This window comes from Campylobacter geochelonis (genome assembly GCF_013201685.1).
GTDB lineage: Bacteria > Campylobacterota > Campylobacteria > Campylobacterales > Campylobacteraceae > Campylobacter_B > Campylobacter_B geochelonis.
On the sequence record NZ_CP053844.1, the window covers coordinates 1,979,644 to 1,998,044 of the forward strand.

Genomic DNA, 18,401 nt, shown 5'->3' on the forward strand with positions numbered 1-18,401 from the left:
TATTGCTAGTGCAATTACACAAAAATTAAAGTGATTATCAATAGTTTTAAAAATAGATAAATTTTAATACACAAACAAGGAGGATATATGAAACAATACCTTTATGGAGCAAGTATAGGTGGAATTCAGAAGTATATTTTTAAGACAAATGATTTGCGTTCGATTGTGGGCGCTAGCGAATTGGTAAAAAGTATAAATGAAGAGATTAAATTAGAAGAAAAAAATATCATAATAAATGCAGCTGGAAATATTAGATTAGTTTTTGATGAAAATAAACTTGATGAGCTCAAAAATTTAGTCTTAACTTTTCCAAAAAGAATTATGCAAAAGAGATTTGGCATACACATTTTTCAAGCAATCATAGAATTTGATGATAAAATTAATTTTATGAGTGCTCTTCAAGAGCTTGAAAAAGCTCTAGCTATTCAGCAAAACAAGCATCAAATTCCGCTTGATTTGACACCATTTTTTGTAAAAATAGAACCAAAAAGCGGTCGTGGAATGGTTATAAAAGATAGCAAGATTGTTGAAAATCATGATAAAGCAACATTGCAAAAATTAGAAAAATATAAAGAAATATATCAAGAGAAAAACTTGGAAATCCCTAAAAATGGTAAAAAGAAAACTGCTATCATACACGCAGATGGCAACTCTATCGGCACAAGAATAGGCTCAAAAATAAAAAGCCCAGAAGAATATAAAAAATTCTCTCAAAATCTTGAAAAGGCAACGAAAGAAGCTTTTAAATCAGCCAATAAAAGCACTTATAGTATTAGAGAAATTATACTTGGCGGTGATGATATGAGTATAATCTGCGATGCGAATATAGCTTTGGAATTTACAAGAGACTTTATTGTTGCTTTTGAAAAAAATACAAAAAAGTATTTAGAAGAAGATATAACAATGTGCGCTGGCATAGCCTTTTGCAACCATAAATTTCCATTTCACTACGCTATAAATTTAGCAGAGCAGCTTTGTAGCTTTGCAAAGAAAAACAGCAAAGCTATAGATAAAAAATCCCCTCCTTCAAGCCTGATGTTTTATAATACTCAAAACTCTAGTTTTGATGATTATGAGTTACAAACTATACCACAAGAGCTGTGCTTACAGAATAATGAAGAGGAAATCTTTTTAAATTTTGGTCCATATTTTTTAACAAAACAAGATGAATTTAGCACTATTGATGATTTTTTGGAAGTAGCCAAGATGTTAAAAACCGATGCCTCTCCACGTACAAGGCTTAGAGATTATCTTACTATTTTAGGTCAAAACTCATACGAGGCCAAAGAGCAATTAAGTAGAATAAAACAAATTTTGCAACTAAAAAATAAATTTGATATCGACGAATTTGAAAAAAGGCTTAAAAATCTAAATGCTAAATTAGAGTTTGAAGCACCATTTCTTATGCGAAATAACGCTAAATTTACACCCTTTCACGAATTGATTTCATATATTTCTGTTATAGATGAGGAGAGATGATGGCAACTTTAAAATACAGAGTGACTTTTTTTGATTTTTGGCATTTAAATAGCGGAGTTGGCTCTGGAGCTCTATTTGACAACACAGTAGTAAAAGATCAAGAGCTACCATATCTGCCAGGCAAAACAATCAAAGGATTGCTTAGAGAAATTTGCACTTTATTAGACAAAGAAAAATCAAAACATATATTTGGAGAAAAAGACAACACTCAAGCTAAATCATACTTTTCAAACGCTACTTTAAAACCGGAACAAATCAAATACCTAAAAGCAAATCCTAGTCTTATAAAATACCTTTTTTCTCATATTACTCAAACAAGGATAGATGAGAAAGGAGTAGCTGTAGATAATAGTCTTCGAACAACTGAAGTAGTTATCCCACTCGAACTTTTCGGAGAGATAAAGTGTGATAGCAATGATACAGAACTCATCACAAAAGGACTTAAATCTATAAAGCAAATAGGACTTAATAGAAATAGAGGACTTGGCAGATGCCAAATAGAAATTGTAAAGGATGAAAATGACAACTAAATACTATAAATGTGATTTTATAAGCGATATAGTTTTAAAAGGCTCGTCAAATACACAAGGAGATATTGTTAAATTAGATTTTATTCCTGGAAATAACTTTTTGGGTATTGTTGCAAAAAATTACGCTAAATTTAGTAATCCCATAGATGTTTTTCACTCACAAAAAGTTAAATTTGGCGATGCGCATATGCTTATAGAGAACAAACTAAGCTATAAAATTCCATTATCTTTTCATAGTGTAAAGCTTGCGGATGAAAAAATAAATAGAATCCACTTGAGTGATGATGATGAAGTTAGATTCAAAAAAGAGCAAAAACAATTAAAGCAAATAAGAAATGGATATATAAATACTGATTTTAATCACACTCAGCCAGAATTTACATACTCACAAAAATCTTCTTATGACGCCGAAAATAGGCGGAGCAAAGATAGTACAATGTTTGGCTATAGCGCTCTTAAAAAAGGTACTAGTTGGGTATTTAAAATAATATATGATGATGACAATAAAATTAAACAAATAGAAGAATTTTTACTTGGAAAACAGCTGCTTGGTAAAGCAAAAAGTTCAGAATACGGAAAAGTTTATATATCTAAATTTGACACAAAAGAAGAAATTCCTACATTTAAAAGCAATGATGAGATTAGTTATATTTATGCCAAATCTCGATTAGCTCTTTTTGATGAGTTTGGGACACCTTTAGCATTAGAAAAAGCATCTGATTTAGGGTTTAAAAGTGGTGAGATTTGTTTTGAAAAAAGCTATATTAGAAGTGGTAATTACTTTCCTAGAAACGGTGCAAAACAGAGTTATGAAATGTGTAGGTTTTATATCGAAAAAGGAAGTGTCATAGCGATAAAAGGGCTTAGCGAAAATGAAAAAGAGACTAAATTTGTAGGTAAATTTCAAAACGAAGGTTTTGGTGAGATTATCATAAATCCTAGTTTTTTAAAGAATAAAGAAATAAATTTAAAAGAGTTGAAAGCAGATAAAAATACAGCACATGATAGTCTAAAAGAATCAGATGATAGTTTAATAAACTTTTTAAAACAAAAAGAAAAAGATGAAAAAACCATACTCGATATAGCGTGTATGGTAAGCAAAAACTATGAGCAGTTTGTTAGTCAAAAACCATCAGTTTCTCAGTGGGGAGCAATTCGTTCATTTGCGATTACATCTAGCGATGAAGAGCTTTATGAAAAAATTAAAAACTTTATAGAATCTGGAAAATCAAAAGAGCAGTGGAAAGAGTGCAAAGATACTCTGCTAAATTTAATAGAAAAAGTAGAATATAAAAAAGAATTTGTAAAACTTCTAGCTATGATTGTTAGCAAATACAAGCAGATAAAAAAAGGTGAAAAAGATGAGCAATAGATACATAGCAAATATTGTTTTTGAAGCAAAAACTCCTATTAAAGTTGGCTCAAGTAGTGTAGATATGTTACAAGATAGCCCATTTCAACGAGATTTTAATGGTTTGCCTATGATTTTGGGAAGCTCTTTAGCTGGTGTTTTAAGGCGAAGTTTAAGCTTTCTTGGCGATGAGATTATCAAAGATATTTTTGGAAATGATGAAGAAAAACTAACTGGCTCAAAACTTATCATATCAAACGCCTTACTTTGTGATGAAAAAATGCAAGTAAACGAAAAACTACTTTTAGAAAAAAGCGAGTTTTTAAAATGCTTTTCATCTTTACCGATTAGAGACCATGTTGCTATCACAGATAAAGGCGTGGCAAAAGAGAACTCAAAATTTGATGAAGAGGTAGTATTTAAAGGTAGTAGATTTAAGTTTCGTTTTGAGTTGATATCTGATAATGATAAAATTTGGCAAGAAATTTTACAAGCATTATGCGAAAAGAGCCTTAGAATAGGCGGAGGAAGCGCAAAAGGTTTTGGCGAGATTGAAGTTTTAAAAGATTATTCAACATGGGATAAATTTAAACTTACCTCAAAAGAGTATCAAGATAAATCATCATCTTTAAATACCGAGTTTAGTACTAAATTTAGTATAAAAAACAGCGTAAAAAAAGAGTTCGTTTCTTATAAATTAAAGCTAACTCCGGATGATTTTTTTATGTTTGGCAGTGGATTTGGTGATGATACATGCGATAACAAAAATATCTATGAAAAAGTTGTCGAGTATAGAAACAATAGTGCCAAATTTAGCGATGAGATGGTGTTGATTCCAGCAAGTAGTATAAAAGGAGCTATCGCCCATAGAGCGGTTTTTTACTATAATAAATTAGATTGTAAATTTGCAGGTAATGATAGCGCCATAACTAGCTTGGATGAAATTTTTGGCACAAAAAAAGAACGTAATGACAGTAAAAAGAATGATAAAAAAACAGAAAAAGGGGAAAAAGGAAAAGTTCTTTTTAGCGACGTTTTTCTTGAGAAAAAGAGCGAAAAAGTCATAAACCATGTAGCCATTGATAGATTTACAGGAGGGGCTATTGAAGGTGCACTATTTCAAGAAAGAGTAGTTGCAAAACAACCAGAGTTTTGCATAAATTTGCTTTTAAATAGCAAAGGTATTGACGAAAAAACCATAAACGCATTTGAAATGGCTCTTGATGATATATGTAAAGGTATGCTTCCTCTTGGCGGAATGACGACAAAAGGACATGGGTTTTTTAAAGGTTATATAGAAAAAAATGGAGAAAAATATGAAGTTCCAAGACCAAAACAAGATTGTTGATTATATAAATCAAAATTTGCAAGGATATGATGGCTTAGTGCAGTTTTCTCATAGAAAAACAGATGCTAACAAGGATATATTTTATAAGAAAAAAGTTGAGGTAGAAAATGAAAATGGTTTCATATGTGAAGCTTATTTTTGCAATGATGAAAAATCTGTAAGTATAAAAATGCTAGATGGAGAGTGGTTTATAAATGAAATTGATATCGCAAATATCAGCAAAGATGATATCGTCATCTACGAAACTAACTATAATTTAAATGTTAAAATGGTTCAAATTTGGAAAGAAGAAAAAGATGAAAAATGTTTAGGTTTTGGTGTTTTAAAACTTAAAAATATTGTTTTTGGTGGTTTTGTTGATAAAGATAAAGGAGAAGATGATGATAACAGCACCTTATAATTTTATCCCATTAAATAAAGAAATTTTTTACCCAGATTGGGCTGATTTAGCAAGCCATGATATTCCATTTAAAGATGATAAAAGTGGTGAAATAGATATTGAAATAGAGGCAATGTCGCCTATATTTGTTGGTGATTTTAGAAGAGAAAAAAGCAAAGAAGCACTCAAGTTCTTTAACCACGAAGGCGAGTTTTATATCCCTAGTTCTAGTGTAAAAGGCGTGATTAGAAGTGTGCTTGAAATTATGAGTTTTTCTAAACTTAGAGAAGAGAGCTTTGATGACAAGATTTTTGCTGTTAGAGATATGACTAAGAGTGGAAATTTCTATTTTAAAGAGATGGGTAAAGGTGTATTTTGTGGTTGGTTAAGCCTAAAAAATGGCGAATATCTTTTACAAGAATGTGGTGAGCTAAGCAGAATTAGTCAAAAAGATATAGATGAAAAATTTGGTATTGAATTTTCAAAGCATTTTAAAAAGCCAGATTATGACAAAGATAAGAAAGAGCAAAAAACAGCCAAATTTAAATATGATTTATTTTGCAAACTCACTAATAGAAAGCAACTAAAACACAAATTTACTTATAATAAAAACGATTATGATAGAAAAATTTATAAATTTGATGGAAACGGCAAAGAAGGTACTTTGGTCTTTACAGGTCAGCCATCTGCAAGAGTTGAAAATCAAAATGGAAAAAATAGTGGTAAAATTTATGAATTTATATTTTTTGACCCTAAAGTTGTGGATGTAGATGAAAATGTAGTTAGCAAAAATGTGATAAAAAATTTTAAATTTGCCTATTTTGACGGACGAAATACAGAACCAAAAGAATCAGACGACTGGAGATATTGGAAGAAAAAATTAGAAAAAAAAGAAAAAATACCTGTATTTTTCCAAAAAGATGATGGAGGAAATATTAAATATTTAGGCTTATCCTATCTTTTTAAAATAATGTATAAACACAGCAGAAGCAAAGGAGTTAAACAAGACTATAAAAATCAAAAGTTAGATTTAGCTCAAACAATTTTTGGCTTTGTAGATAAAGCTAGCAACAAAGCTCTTAAAGGTAGAGTATATTTTAGCCATTTTAAAGCCAAAAAGCCAAAAGAGTGCGAAGTAAAAAAAGAAACTCTAGCAAGTCCAAAAGCCTCTTACTATCCAACATATATAAAGCAAAATGGCAATGAAGTAAAAACATATATGGATGATGATTTTGAGATTTCAGGACGCAAGAGATATCCTATACATAAAGATGATAAACCTTTTTCAAACGAAGGAGATAGTGAAAACACTCAAACTAAATTTATACCATTAGAAAAAGGGTCTAAATTTAAAGGCAAACTAAGATATCACAATCTTAAAAAGTGCGAACTAGGCGCAGTTTTATCGGCTCTTACCTTTCATGACACGCCAAATGCTTATCATAATATAGGCTTAGCAAAACCATTAGGTTATGGCAAAGTAAAGATTACTATAAAGACTGATGATGCTAAATTTAGCAAAAACGATTTAGCAGAATGTCTTAAGGAGTTTGAGTTAGAGATGTTGGCTAATATACAAGATTGGGACAAGAGCAATCAGATAAAAGAACTTTTATCTATGGCGATAGAGCCAAATAGCGATTCTCACCTAAAATACATGGAGTTAAAACACTTTGCAGAACATAAAAAAGAGTTACATAAAAACGGTTGTCAAATCTTTTTTAAAAGCTATTCGCAAATAGAGAACTCAAAAACAGTATGTTTAAAAATAACTGCAACCAAAGAGGAGATAGAAAATAAAAAAGCAGAGAAAAAAGAAAAACGAATTTGGGAAAGTTTAAAAAAAGATGGAAATATCGATGCTATACAAAGCTATCAAAACAAAAATCCAAATAGCAAGTTTTTAAGCGATATAGAAGCTACTATTAAAAAATTACTTTGCCAAAAAGAAAATGAAAAGTTGGAACTAGAAAATAAAAAAGCGGAGGAAAAATGGGCTAGAAAACCAACAGATCTAAAGCAGCTAAAAGAGTTTTTAACTAATTTTATAGAAACCTACCCAGATACTTTTTTTGGAGTGCAAGCCAGAAATGAGTTGGAAAATTTAGAAAACTATCAACCGCAAAAAAAGACTAAAGCTACTTTTGATGATTTGCTAAGTGCAGAAACATTGGATGATTTAGCTTGCCTTCTAAAAAAAATAGCCACCCCAGAAGCACCGGTACTTAATCAAAATGAATTAGATAAATTATATGAAACGATAGAAAATTTATACAATAAAGCAAACGCAAAAACAAAAAAAAGATTTATTAAAAGTATAAACAGCTCATACCATATAAAGCGAATTTTGGGTCATAATATGGTTGAAAAAATATCAAAAATCTAAAGGATAAATATGGCAAAAGTACTCATTAGCTCAATTGGAACTGGCGATAAAAACAAAGGCTATAATAAAACAAATTATAAAATAGACGGCAAACTTTATGAAAATGAGATATTTATAGCAAACGTTCTGTCTAGGCATCTAAGTATTGATAAGCTATTTTTAATTGGGACAGAAAAGTCGATTTGGGATGCTGTTTATAGTAAATTTGGCGGCGATGAAAAAACGGAATTTAAAATTTACGAACAACAAGAAAAAGGAAATTTACAAAGCATCATTAATTTAATAGAGAGTCAGATTGATAAAACACTTAAAACTAAAGGCTCTAGATGTTTTATCATCAAATACGGCGTTGATGAAATAGAACTTTGGGATAACTTTTCCAAATTCTTAGAAATAGCAAGTGGTCTGGAAGAGAAAGATGAGATTTATCTTGATATTACACATTCGTTTCGCTCGCTATCTTTAATGAGCTTTGTAATGAGTGAATTTACTTCAAATACACGCGAAAATCCATTAAATATAAAAGGTATATATTATGGTATGCTAGAATTATCACGAGAAAATGATGGTACTACGCCTATTATAAATTTATCTATGTTTTTTGAACTTTTAGAGTGGGGCAAAGCAATTAGATCGCTTAAAATTTATGGAAATTCTAAAGACTTATTAAGACTTATAAATAAAACAGAGGATAAAAAAGATATAAAAAATGCTTTTAACGATTTTTCAAACGCTTTAAATATGTCAGATATGTTAGCGTTGCAAAAAGCGGTTAGAAATTTATATACCAAGATAAAATTCTTTACAGAGAGTGAGAATGAAATTTATAAGATTATTGGAAAGGAGCTTTTGAGTTTTATTAATAGGTTGAATGTAGAGGAATTTCATATTTTTCAATATGAATTAGCAAAATGGTATCAAGAAAATCAAAATTACCCACTTAGCTATGTTGTTTTAGTAGAAGCCGTTGTCAGCGCTATCGCAAAAAGAGATGGGCTTGATAGCAACAAGAAAAAAGATAATATATTTATAAAAGAAATAGCTCAAAATGAGTATAAATATTTTGAATGCATTAGAGAAATAAGAAATGGCATAGCTCATGCCTTAGAAAATAACAAGGAAATTATCGAAAACGAAGATGCTATAAAAAATTTACCAAAATATATAAAAGATTTATCTTATTTGTTTGAATAATTAAGTTATTTTACCGTCCATATACAAGTTGCATTTGTTATAGTGTTGATTTGTATTAAAGATAATTGGCTTTAGTAAACGATTTATTAAATTTATGAAGTATTTTTAGGATATATTTTTTATTTAAAGCGTAGATTGTTTATTTTAAATTTATATCGAAGTTTTTCTTTAAGATAGATGAATTGATTAGTTTAGACATTTAATAAATCGATAGTCTTTTAAATTTTTCTAAAGACTATTGATTTAACCATCTTGTTTAAAAAATTTATAGAAATTAAATTTAAATATTGAATTTTTTATAAACACAGCATTATTTCATATCTGCAAATTCAGCGCAAAACCAGCCTTAAGCAAGCTTTTTTATAAGATTCAAGCTTATAAATATAAAATTTAACCATATTTCAAAAAGCTTTTTCACATCAAAATCCATAAAAATTTCTTAAGCTATCCTAAATTCAAACTAAATTTAAACTAGGTTTAATCACATATTAACTTTACTTAAAACTGCACTCTTAAATAAACCGCTGCGTATAACAAGCTCAGAAACTAAAATAGCGGTGAAGCAACTTTTAAAAATCACAAAGCAATCTAATCGCTAAAATAACGAGCAAAACTACTACAACATCACAACCAAATTTAGCTAAAACATTTCAAAACGGCTCTTAACTTCGCTAGCAAATTACTAAATTTACTAAACTTCCCACTTTGGTTTTAAAATGCGTGATTAAAGCGTTACTTGTTGATTATTATTTAATTTTCATATATAATTTATATAAATTTACAAAAAGGAGTTTTTCATGAAAAAACTAATCATAGGTGCGATTTTAAGCATAACTTTTCTTTTTGCTAACAACAATGCCTTGGTCGATAAGGCAAACGAGGCGTATGATTTGGGTGATTTTGACACAGCGGCTAAGCTTTATGAAGAGGCTGGAAATGACCCTTATGCGACACATATGCGAGGCTTAATGCTCTTATGGGGAATAGGACCGTTATCTACAGATATAGAAAAAGATATGGAAAAAGCGATAGAACTTTTTGAAATTTCAGTAAATGGTGGCAACTCTGAAGCGATGGTAGATCTTGGGGCTTTGTATGATGAGGGATCAAGCTTAATAGAAGCAAACCACACAAAAGCAAAAAAGCTATATGAAAAAGCTATCGCAACTAATGGTCATGTCTATGCTTACCACAACCTTGCTATGATGTATTCTGAAGGTAGAGGCGTAGAGCAAAACGATAAAAAAGCACTTGAACTTCTTGAAAAAGCCGCCGAAAAAGGCTACCTTCCCTCTCAACGTGAAGTCGGCGATATGTATAAAAACGGCATAGGCACACAAAAAGATGAAGCCAAAGCTCTTAAATGGTATGAAAAAGCAGCCGAGCAAGGGGATGCATTTGCTCAAAACGATGTTGGGCTAATGTATCACTATGGTTTAGGGACAAAAATAGACTATAAAAAAGCTATGTATTGGTATGAAAAAGCAGCCGAGCAAAGAAGCAGTCGTGCTATTTTCAATATCGGACTTTTATATGAAAAAGGTCTTGGCGTAGATAAGGATTTGGATAAGGCTATCGATTATTACAAAAAAGCTTGCCAAACAGGGTATCAAAAAGCGTGCGATGTGGCAAATAGTTTTTAAATTTAGCTTATTTAAGTTGGTTTTAAACGTGATTTAGCAAGGGTGTCTACGCGTTAAACTATCGTATTAAAGGGAAGTAAACAAGTAAAAGCTTAACTTCTTTAGTGCTAAATTTTTATGTAATTTAGCCTAAACTGGCAAATCGCTAGTAAAACTGGCGCTGTTCTAAGCTGAGCTTTTGATACGATTTACGGATTATAAAAACTGCTAGTAATATAAGATATTTAAATTATAAAACACCTAAAGCAATACTTCGCTTGGGTGTTTTAAATTTCTAGCTTTACCAAATGTGCATTTTAGCAAAGCTAATTTTATAAAATAAAAGCTGAAATTCTTTGCTAGATAGAATTGCAAAGAATTTCTTTGTTTATATATCTTAAAACGCTTTATTTAAACTTATTTGGCTAATTTTAACGCGTAGCTTAAATTCGGATACTAAATTCTTTGATAATGCACGACATCGGAGATAAAACAACTGTTTTTAAACTAAATTTAGTCATTAGAATGATAAGAATATTTTATGAATATTTCATATAACTACTGTTTAATTTCTAGTTTTGTTAAAGCAGTGTTTAACAAACAATTTACTTATTTCAATAGATAAAAACTTTATTTAACTTGTTATTATTTTAAGTTATTCTTATAAATTTAACTCTTGGTAAAGCTAAATTTTATACTCAGCTTTATATAAAATTTCTAAAAATAAACTGTTTTAATAAATCAAACTTAAAATCGCTCTAAGATAACTTGCTATTTTAATGTAGTTGAAATAAAATATTTTATAAAATTTCTAAAACAACTGTTTTAATCAATAAAATTTATTATATTTTAAAACCACATCTTGCTTTGGAACATTTTGGCATAAATTAGTGCAAAACTATAAACGCAGCTTAAACTAAGCTAAAATTTTGGCGCAAAAATAGCTAAATTTAGTTATAAATTTACTTAAATTTTAAATATTTATAAAGATTAAATTTAGTAGTCACAGTATCGTTTAGCTCATCATTTATGCTAAAAGCAAAATTTTACACTTTTTATTGCATCTATTTGACAAAAAAGTTAAAAAATTTACTCTGCATTTTATCATAAGTTGCATTCACCAAAGCTCTTATTTGCGTACTTTTGTGGCTCATATCTTTAAATTTAACTTTTAAAAATTACGAAAAACACGCTAGATAAATTCTAAAACCCTACAAACCATATCTTGTTTTATTTACAAATCAAAATTTTTAATATTTTTACCTAAATTTAACAATCACACTTTTAAATTCAATCCCATCATCTAGCGCTCCATTTGCCACGCTACGCCAAAATTCTCAAAGTATCACGCAAAATACTGCTAAAATTACAACATTCATAGTTTTACTAAATTAACTTTTTTAAAATACCAAGTCCCTCTTTAAGCTCATCTAAGGTTGGTTTTGCAAAACCAAGTATAAACTCATCATCTTCTTCTAGCCTGTTTTGGCGGCACTCATTCACGCTTCCAAGCCGCATACTCGCCTCTTCGCACCTTTTTAAAAAGTCGCTATCAGTTTTAGCCTTAAAGGCAACCGATGTGCCGATTTGGCTAGGATATAGTGTGATTTTCTCGCTTTTTTCTAAGCTTTGTTTTATTAAAGCGTGCTTTTGCGCATAGATATTTCTCATGCGATTTATATGTTTTTCAAAGTATCCATCTTCTATAAATTTTTTCAAAGCCTTTTGCACAAAGACCGAACATGGGCTTACAAAACCCAAAAATGCCTCTTCATATCTTAGCCCTAATTCTTGCGGAAGCACCATATAACTAAGTCTTAAAGCCGGAGTTAGCGAGTTTGAAAAGCTACCAAGATATACGACCTTATCATCCTTATCCATGCTTTTTAGCGCAGGAATTACTCTGCCTTTATACTTAAATTCTCCATCATAGTCATCTTCTACTATGTATTTTTCGCCCTGTTTTGCCCACTCAAGTAAAAAAATTCTAGTCTTTAAAGACATCGTAGTGCCAAGTGGAAATTGATGATATGGTGTTATCCAAGCAATATCAACATCTTTTAGTGTGCTTGTATCAAGTCCGTATTTATCAACCTTTAAAGCCTTTAAATTTAGCAAATCAGAGGTAAAAAACGAAGTCTTCCACGCATATCCAGGATCTTCAAACCCATAAACGCTGCTTTGATTAAAAAGCTTTTTTAAGATATAAAAAAGATGTTCAGTTCCTGCTGAAACGATGATTTCACTTGCGTTTGCGTTTATACCACGAGAGTTTTTAAGATAGTTTGATATCACCTCTCGCAAAGGCAAATACCCCTTCGCATCGCTACTTTCAAGCAAATCGCTCCCACTTAAACTCTCTTTAAAAACCCTCTTCCAAACCGAGTATGGAAAATGCTCTTTATCTATCCCGCCATATGAAAAGTCAAATTTATACTCTTTTTTTGCGCTTAAATTTAGCTTTTTATCATGCTTTAAATTTAGCAAATGTTCAGCACTATTTACAAAAAATCCAACCTTATTTTCGCACCGTATAAAACCCTCCATTTCAAGCTGATAATAGGCGTTTGTGACTGTATTTTTACTGATTTGATACTCCTTACAAAGCGTTCTAATAGAAGGTAGCTTGCTATCTTTTTTAAGAGTGTTTTTTGTTATCAAATTTTTAATTTCTTGATAAATTTGTAAGTATAAATACCCACCATCTTCTTTTAAATTTAAAAACATATCTGTCCTTATAAAATTTTATTATTTTGGCTCTACAAATACGCACAGTATATCACTATAATGCCAAAATATTTTTAAAAAAGGATAAAAGATGACTATTTTTGACAAACTTCTTGGTGGCGTTATCATGGATGTAACAGATGCCTCACAAGCCAAAATCGCTCAAGATGCCGGTGCGGTCGCTGTTATGGCGCTAGAGCGAGTTCCAGCTGATATTAGAGCGGCTGGTGGAGTTTCTAGGATGAGCGATCCAAAAATGATAGAGCAAATTCAAAAAGCAGTTAGCATACCAGTTATGGCAAAAGTGCGTATCGGACACTTCGTAGAAGCTCAAATTTTAGAAAGTTTAGGCATTGATTTTATCGATGAAAGCGAGGTTTTATCGCCTGCTGACTCACTCTATCACATCGATAAAACCGCTTTTAAAACGCCATTTGTCTGCGGTGCTAGAAATTTAGGCGAAGCGCTTAGACGCATAAGTGAGGGTGCTAAAATGATACGCACAAAAGGCGAAGCTGGGACTGGCGATGTGGTTCAAGCAGTAAAACACCTAAGGCAGATAAATAAAGAAATCGCCCTAATCAAAGGTCTTAAAAAAGATGAACTATGGGGCGCGGCAAAGGAATTTGAAGTAGATATCGAGCTTGTTAAATTTGTAAACAAACATGGCAAACTTCCGGTTTTAAACTTTTCAGCTGGTGGCGTTGCAACTCCAGCAGACGCAGCGTTAATGCGACAACTTGGAGCAGAGGGCGTGTTTGTTGGAAGTGGAATTTTTAAATCAGGAAATCCAGCTAAAAGAGCAAGCGCGATTGTTCGTGCGGTAGAAAACTATGATAAAAGCGAGGTTTTGCTAGAGGTTTCAAAAGATTTAGGCGAGGCGATGGTCGGGATAAATGAGGACGAGATTAAGACTATAATGTCGCTTAGATAGGTTAAAATTTAGATAAGAATGCTTTTGATTTTAACTTTTTTAAAATCAAAATAGAGATAAAATGATATGAGCGCTTAGATGCTAAATAGCATCTAAGTAAGCTTGGTAGCTTTGAATTTTACTTTAAATTTGTCTGCTATTTTTAATACTCGCTGGTAAAATTTAGATAAATTCCTAAAATGGCTTGGTTGGTAAATTTTCTTTGCGTTTTTTATAAATTCTAGTCAAATTTTGTAAAACAAGCACTTTTTTGCGCTAATGAATTTGCTTTTTATGCTTTTAAATTTGGCTTTGTGGCTTTTGCATTTGTTTTTTAAGACTACAAAATATCCTTGTGTTTAGATAAGCACACTAAATAACTTTAACTATGTTTATATTTACGTTAAAAAATAAAAGTTTATTTTGATAAGAATTTAATATTTTATATAAATGCAAATTTATTAAATTTGGCTTTGATATGATAAGATTAAAAACAAGTCAGTATATTTTCAAGCTACGCGACAAAATATCTTTATAAAGCCTGTTTAACTAAGCAAAATATCAAAAAACTCACTAAATATAATAAAGCCAACAACACTATTTTATGCCATTTTCGCCTGATAAAATTTAAAATTAACAATACTTTTTTTCGCAAAAACACGCTTAAACATCACGCCAAACACTCATTTTATATGATTATAAAATTTATCAAACCGCCATCTTGGCACGCAAAACTCTAGTTTGCAAATGCACGAAAAGCAGCTATAAATTCAACTAAAATTTAAATAAAAAGATATAAAAAGATATAAAAATTTTGCGAGGTATAAATTTAGTCTATTTTAAGACCTGTTTAAAACTAAATTTTGCTAGTGGATTTTTAAAATCAAAATTAGATTAAAAGCTTTTTATCGCTAAATTTTATAAAAGTTGTATAAATTTAAAATGCCCCGAACGTAAAATTTCGCATTTTAAAGCGCTGTTATTTCAAATTTATCCAAATCACTAAAATAAATAAAGCCCCAAAATGGGGCTTGAAGTGTATTTTATAAGATAACAAATGCTATAACAGTAACTGATATAAGCATTCCTAAAGCTGTTCTTTTTACTATCTCAACTGGGCTAACCATCGCAAGACCAGCGCAAACTATCGCAGCTCCAGCAAGTGGAGAAGCACTTCTTCCAAGAGAGCCGGCAATCGCTGCTGCCATACCTAGTTTTGCTTGATCAAAGCCAAGATTAGCTGCGTGAGGAGTAACTGCTGCGTTAAACGCCATAGTCGCCGCGTCACCAGAACCCGTAACAACACCCATCAAAAACGGTATATAGGTTGAGCCAAAGCGAACATATCCTTGCTCGTTCTTAAGCCACTCGATGATAAACTCGATAGCTCCACAAGCCGTAAGTCCAGCAACAAAAACGCCTGCTGCGATAATAATACCGATAACATCAGCATAAGCTGAACCCATGCCTTTGAAAAACTCTTTTGTGATTTTCTCTGGATTTGTCATCGTAACAAAAATCGTAACTATCGCACCAAGTAGCATAGCTTCAGCTACGCCCATCTTAGTCCATGCAAGAAATGATACATTTTTTAACTCTGTTCCGCCGATGATTAGGATAACAAGAGGAACTAAAGGCATAATCGCATAAAGAACATTAACCTTATCTTCATCTTTTTTCTCACTAGCACCACCGCTTGCAACGGTTGCACCACTATTCATCTCAAGTAGATAGTTTTTGCCTTTTGTATAATCTTTAAAAACAAAAAGTATAACAGTCATCGCCACCAAAACAATGCCAAGTGAAGTTAAAGCACTTACAAGTTGCACAGATATGATATCTTGAACAGTGTAATCAGCTATGCTTTTTTTAACCATATCGGTTACGAAGATGTTGTGAGCTGAACCAGGACTTAAAACACTACCAAAAGTTCCAGCAAAAACAGCAGCTCCAGCCATAGCAGGTCTAACTCCTGAAGCCATAAGAAGCGGTATCAAAGTCGCACCAACAGCAGCCGAACAACCAGCAGCAGATGGGATAGCGATGTTGATAAAGTAGGTTAAAAAAGTAGTTAGCGGAACTAGGATAAATCCGATATTTTTCATAGGATTTATAAGTAGTTTGATAAGATGTTGATCGCACTTTGTAAATTTCATAACAAAGGCAAAACCCATAGATGCACAAATCGCTTTGATTAAACCTGCTTGTGTCATATATTTAGTAAATGCACTAAGTCCATCCATCGGCTTTAGGCATGCTACACATAAGATAAGTCCAACGCCTAGTAAAACTGTTTTGGTATCTCGTTTTTTAATCAGCAAAAAAATTACCGCGATTATACCTGCTATCGCTAATAGCAGTCTAAATGTCTGCATAAAATCCTCCTTAGATTTTAAATTTTTCGCCAAGTTTTACAGTGGCGATATCTTTTTTATACTCAAATTTTAAAGCATCACTATGTCCGATTAGCTCTACTTCGTTGCCATTTATAAGAAGTGCAGTTCCTTCTGGAAGCGCGTAAATAGTGCTTTGTTGATTAACTATCAAAAACTCCTCAAGTCTTTCTTCTCTACTTTCGCCATTATGACCTGAAATTTTACCGCTTATGAAATGTGGGTTGATTTGATGTGGGAAAAGATTAAATGAGTCAAAGCTTTTTGGCATGATTATAGGCATATCGTTTGTTGTCATCATCGTGCTTCCAGCGATGTTTGCGCCTGCTGACCAGCCAAAGTATTTAGCACCGTTTTCAACAGCTTCTCTTATAGCATCAACAAGGTCATATTTATACAAATCATGAAGCAACATAAAGGTATTTCCACCGCCAACTGCGATGGTTTTAGCATTTTTAACCGCTTCTTTCATATCTTTGTATTTGTGGATTGATTTAATGTTTGTGTTATTTAGGCACTCTTGCACCTTTTTTTCGTATTCATCGTGTGTTCGTCTAACTCCAGCAAATGGGATAAATAAAATCTCTTCTTCCCAGTTTTGCCCTAAAAAATCTTTTATCCAACCTTTTGAATGATTTAGATAACCGGTATCTTTGTAACTTGAAGCGCTTAAAAGTAGTGCTTTTTTCATATTGCCTTCCTTATATTTAAGTTGTATGATTATACACATTATCAACTTAAATATAAATCATAGCTAAAAAATTTATACTTAGTTAAAAATATATAAATATTTTTATGTTTCTAATAACGTTTAAATTTAACTCCTACTGATAGCTTTTTAAATAATACAAAATTTGCTTTGCGATTTTATGGTTAAAGATATCTGTCATAGTGGAAATTGAATTTATATTTTTGTTGCTTTGATAGTCTAAATTTGTTTTATAACTATCTGTTTTTTTGCCATCGTTTATGCGAATTTGCAGTGAAAGTTGCGCATCATAAATGTAGCTATTAGTTCTACTATCGTAGTCATCATCATAATACCCAAACGGAAAACCAACGCCAACGCCACTTCCCCATCTTCCTCTTGAAAAGCCAAAACCAAAGCTTGCAAACGGATCTGGATCTTTTATATAAGTTCTTCTAAAGTAATTTAAATTTCCATTTATTATGATACTTGCTAGTTTTTCATCGCCAACTACCTCATAGCCATTTTGCGATAACTCTAAAGATAGTGCGCTAGTAAGGTTGCTATCGACATTGCTTGTGTTTGTAAATTTAACATAAGTTTTGTTGTTTTTAGACGCGGAATTTATAAAGATAGGCTCGCTTGTTTTTATAATGCCTTCGTTTAAATTTGGCTTGATAGAACAACCAACAAAAGCAAACAGTGCTAAAAGAGGTAAGATAAATTTTTTCATAACTCATCCTTTAAAAAGATAGCCAAATTCTAGCACAAATTTAGCGATTTAGCATTTAAAGGGAGAAATCTCCCTTTAAATTTAAAACAAATCTATAGTCGTAGCGCTCGCTCTTTTAGTCATAACGCGTTTTCTATACATATCAGAAACTTCAGCCGCATCGCCAACCAACAAAGCATTAGTCGAGCAAATCGCCGCACACATCGGAACTTTTCCCTCTGCTATGCGGTTTTGTCCATAAAGCTCTCGCTCAACTCCTGAGTTAGTCTCTTCCGGCCCTCCAGCACACATCGTGCATTTATCCATCTCGCCTTTTATGCCAAACGCACCATCTCTTGGGAATTGTGGTGCACCAAAAGGACAAGCATACAAGCAATACCCACATCCTATGCAAGTTTTTTTGTTATGAAGAACTATGCCATCTTCTCTTATATAAAAGCATTGAACTGGGCAAACTTGCGCGCAAGGAGCGTCCGTGCAGTGCTGACAAGCAAGTGTGCTAGCAACCTCTTTGCCTACAACTCCTTCATTTAAAATAATAACTTTTCTTCTTTTTATACCAAGTGGGACTTCATGAGCTGAAGCACAAGCGACTTGACAACCATAGCATGCGATACATCTGTTGTTATCTACATAAAATTTCATTCTTGCCATTTTT

General features: G+C 31.8%; 14 protein-coding genes. 9 read left to right on the forward strand and 5 right to left on the reverse strand.

Annotation, left to right across the window (positions count from 1 at the left end; translation table 11 throughout):
• Window positions 1–87: 87 nt before the first annotated feature.
• The 8 genes from CGEO_RS09065 to CGEO_RS09100 all read left to right on the forward strand — a co-directional run bounded on the left by CGEO_RS09065 (window position 88) and on the right by CGEO_RS09100 (window position 10,310).
• Window positions 88–1,479 (forward strand): Cas10/Cmr2 second palm domain-containing protein, encoded by a 1,392-nt coding sequence (locus CGEO_RS09065; protein WP_075540037.1) that lies wholly within the window; start codon window positions 88–90, stop codon window positions 1,477–1,479.
• Window positions 1,479–2,009: an RAMP superfamily CRISPR-associated protein gene (locus CGEO_RS09070; RefSeq protein ID WP_075493101.1), complete on the forward strand. Its 531-nt coding sequence runs from the start codon at window positions 1,479–1,481 to the stop codon at window positions 2,007–2,009. Before CGEO_RS09065 ends, CGEO_RS09070 begins: the two co-directional genes overlap by 1 nt.
• Window positions 1,999–3,381, forward strand: coding sequence for a hypothetical protein (locus CGEO_RS09075; protein ID WP_075493100.1), 1,383 nt, complete (start codon window positions 1,999–2,001; stop codon window positions 3,379–3,381). The genes CGEO_RS09070 and CGEO_RS09075 overlap by 11 nt, the downstream gene beginning before the upstream one ends.
• The gene (locus CGEO_RS09080) at window positions 3,371–4,708 is read left to right on the forward strand and encodes an RAMP superfamily CRISPR-associated protein (protein WP_075493099.1); all 1,338 of its coding nucleotides are present in this window, start codon (window positions 3,371–3,373) and stop codon (window positions 4,706–4,708) included. The genes CGEO_RS09075 and CGEO_RS09080 overlap by 11 nt, the downstream gene beginning before the upstream one ends.
• Window positions 4,677–5,108, forward strand: coding sequence for a TIGR04423 family type III CRISPR-associated protein (locus tag CGEO_RS09085; RefSeq protein ID WP_075493098.1), 432 nt, complete (start codon window positions 4,677–4,679; stop codon window positions 5,106–5,108). The genes CGEO_RS09080 and CGEO_RS09085 overlap by 32 nt, the downstream gene beginning before the upstream one ends.
• The gene (locus CGEO_RS09090; protein WP_075540036.1) at window positions 5,089–7,473 is read left to right on the forward strand and encodes a TIGR03986 family type III CRISPR-associated RAMP protein; all 2,385 of its coding nucleotides are present in this window, start codon (window positions 5,089–5,091) and stop codon (window positions 7,471–7,473) included. Before CGEO_RS09085 ends, CGEO_RS09090 begins: the two co-directional genes overlap by 20 nt.
• 9 nt (window positions 7,474–7,482) lie before the next feature.
• Complete coding sequence (gene csx2 / locus CGEO_RS09095; RefSeq protein WP_075540035.1) at window positions 7,483–8,667, forward strand: TIGR02221 family CRISPR-associated protein; 1,185 nt, start codon at window positions 7,483–7,485, stop codon at window positions 8,665–8,667.
• 797 nt (window positions 8,668–9,464) lie between these two features.
• Complete coding sequence (locus CGEO_RS09100) at window positions 9,465–10,310, forward strand: tetratricopeptide repeat protein (RefSeq protein WP_075540034.1); 846 nt, start codon at window positions 9,465–9,467, stop codon at window positions 10,308–10,310.
• Between the two features lie 1,365 nt (window positions 10,311–11,675).
• Here CGEO_RS09100 and pdxR read toward each other — a convergent pair.
• Window positions 11,676–13,016 carry a MocR-like pyridoxine biosynthesis transcription factor PdxR gene (pdxR, locus tag CGEO_RS09105; RefSeq protein ID WP_075540033.1) on the reverse strand — a complete coding sequence of 447 codons (1,341 nt, stop codon included), beginning with the start codon at window positions 13,014–13,016 and terminating at the stop codon, window positions 11,676–11,678.
• Between the two features lie 91 nt (window positions 13,017–13,107).
• Between pdxR and pdxS the strand changes: the two genes are divergently transcribed.
• The gene (gene pdxS, locus CGEO_RS09110; protein WP_075493093.1) at window positions 13,108–13,950 is read left to right on the forward strand and encodes a pyridoxal 5'-phosphate synthase lyase subunit PdxS; all 843 of its coding nucleotides are present in this window, start codon (window positions 13,108–13,110) and stop codon (window positions 13,948–13,950) included.
• Window positions 13,951–14,972: 1,022 nt separating this feature from the next.
• Here the strand turns inward: pdxS and dcuC are convergent.
• The 4 genes from dcuC to fdh3B form a co-directional block, all read right to left on the reverse strand.
• On the reverse strand, window positions 14,973–16,304 hold the full coding sequence (gene dcuC, locus CGEO_RS09115) for a C4-dicarboxylate transporter DcuC (protein ID WP_075540032.1): 1,332 nt from the start codon (window positions 16,302–16,304) through the stop codon (window positions 14,973–14,975).
• 10 nt (window positions 16,305–16,314) lie between these two features.
• Window positions 16,315–17,013 carry a dipeptidase PepE gene (gene pepE / locus CGEO_RS09120; protein ID WP_075493091.1) on the reverse strand — a complete coding sequence of 233 codons (699 nt, stop codon included), beginning with the start codon at window positions 17,011–17,013 and terminating at the stop codon, window positions 16,315–16,317.
• A gap of 133 nt (window positions 17,014–17,146) precedes the next feature.
• Window positions 17,147–17,743 (reverse strand): complement resistance protein TraT, encoded by a 597-nt coding sequence (gene traT, locus CGEO_RS09125; RefSeq protein WP_075493090.1) that lies wholly within the window; start codon window positions 17,741–17,743, stop codon window positions 17,147–17,149.
• A gap of 81 nt (window positions 17,744–17,824) precedes the next feature.
• Window positions 17,825–18,397, reverse strand: coding sequence for a formate dehydrogenase FDH3 subunit beta (gene fdh3B / locus CGEO_RS09130; protein ID WP_075493089.1), 573 nt, complete (start codon window positions 18,395–18,397; stop codon window positions 17,825–17,827).
• Between the last annotated feature and the right edge of the window lie 4 nt (window positions 18,398–18,401).

What these genes read in the sequence shown, in the direction of transcription:
- CGEO_RS09090 (WP_075540036.1), top strand. Translation starts at nt 5,089, where the DNA reads ATGATAACAGCACCTTATAATTTTATCCCATTAAATAAAGAAATTTTT.
- CGEO_RS09080 (WP_075493099.1), top strand. Translation starts at nt 3,371, where the DNA reads ATGAGCAATAGATACATAGCAAATATTGTTTTTGAAGCAAAAACTCCT.
- CGEO_RS09065 (WP_075540037.1), top strand. Translation starts at nt 88, where the DNA reads ATGAAACAATACCTTTATGGAGCAAGTATAGGTGGAATTCAGAAGTAT.
- CGEO_RS09085 (WP_075493098.1), top strand. Translation starts at nt 4,677, where the DNA reads ATGAAGTTCCAAGACCAAAACAAGATTGTTGATTATATAAATCAAAAT.
- csx2 (WP_075540035.1), top strand. Translation starts at nt 7,483, where the DNA reads ATGGCAAAAGTACTCATTAGCTCAATTGGAACTGGCGATAAAAACAAA.
- fdh3B (WP_075493089.1), bottom strand. Translation starts at nt 18,397, where the DNA reads ATGGCAAGAATGAAATTTTATGTAGATAACAACAGATGTATCGCATGC.
- CGEO_RS09070 (WP_075493101.1), top strand. Translation starts at nt 1,479, where the DNA reads ATGGCAACTTTAAAATACAGAGTGACTTTTTTTGATTTTTGGCATTTA.
- dcuC (WP_075540032.1), bottom strand. Translation starts at nt 16,304, where the DNA reads ATGCAGACATTTAGACTGCTATTAGCGATAGCAGGTATAATCGCGGTA.
- pdxR (WP_075540033.1), bottom strand. Translation starts at nt 13,016, where the DNA reads ATGTTTTTAAATTTAAAAGAAGATGGTGGGTATTTATACTTACAAATT.
- pepE (WP_075493091.1), bottom strand. Translation starts at nt 17,013, where the DNA reads ATGAAAAAAGCACTACTTTTAAGCGCTTCAAGTTACAAAGATACCGGT.
- CGEO_RS09100 (WP_075540034.1), top strand. Translation starts at nt 9,465, where the DNA reads ATGAAAAAACTAATCATAGGTGCGATTTTAAGCATAACTTTTCTTTTT.
- CGEO_RS09075 (WP_075493100.1), top strand. Translation starts at nt 1,999, where the DNA reads ATGACAACTAAATACTATAAATGTGATTTTATAAGCGATATAGTTTTA.
- pdxS (WP_075493093.1), top strand. Translation starts at nt 13,108, where the DNA reads ATGACTATTTTTGACAAACTTCTTGGTGGCGTTATCATGGATGTAACA.
- traT (WP_075493090.1), bottom strand. Translation starts at nt 17,743, where the DNA reads ATGAAAAAATTTATCTTACCTCTTTTAGCACTGTTTGCTTTTGTTGGT.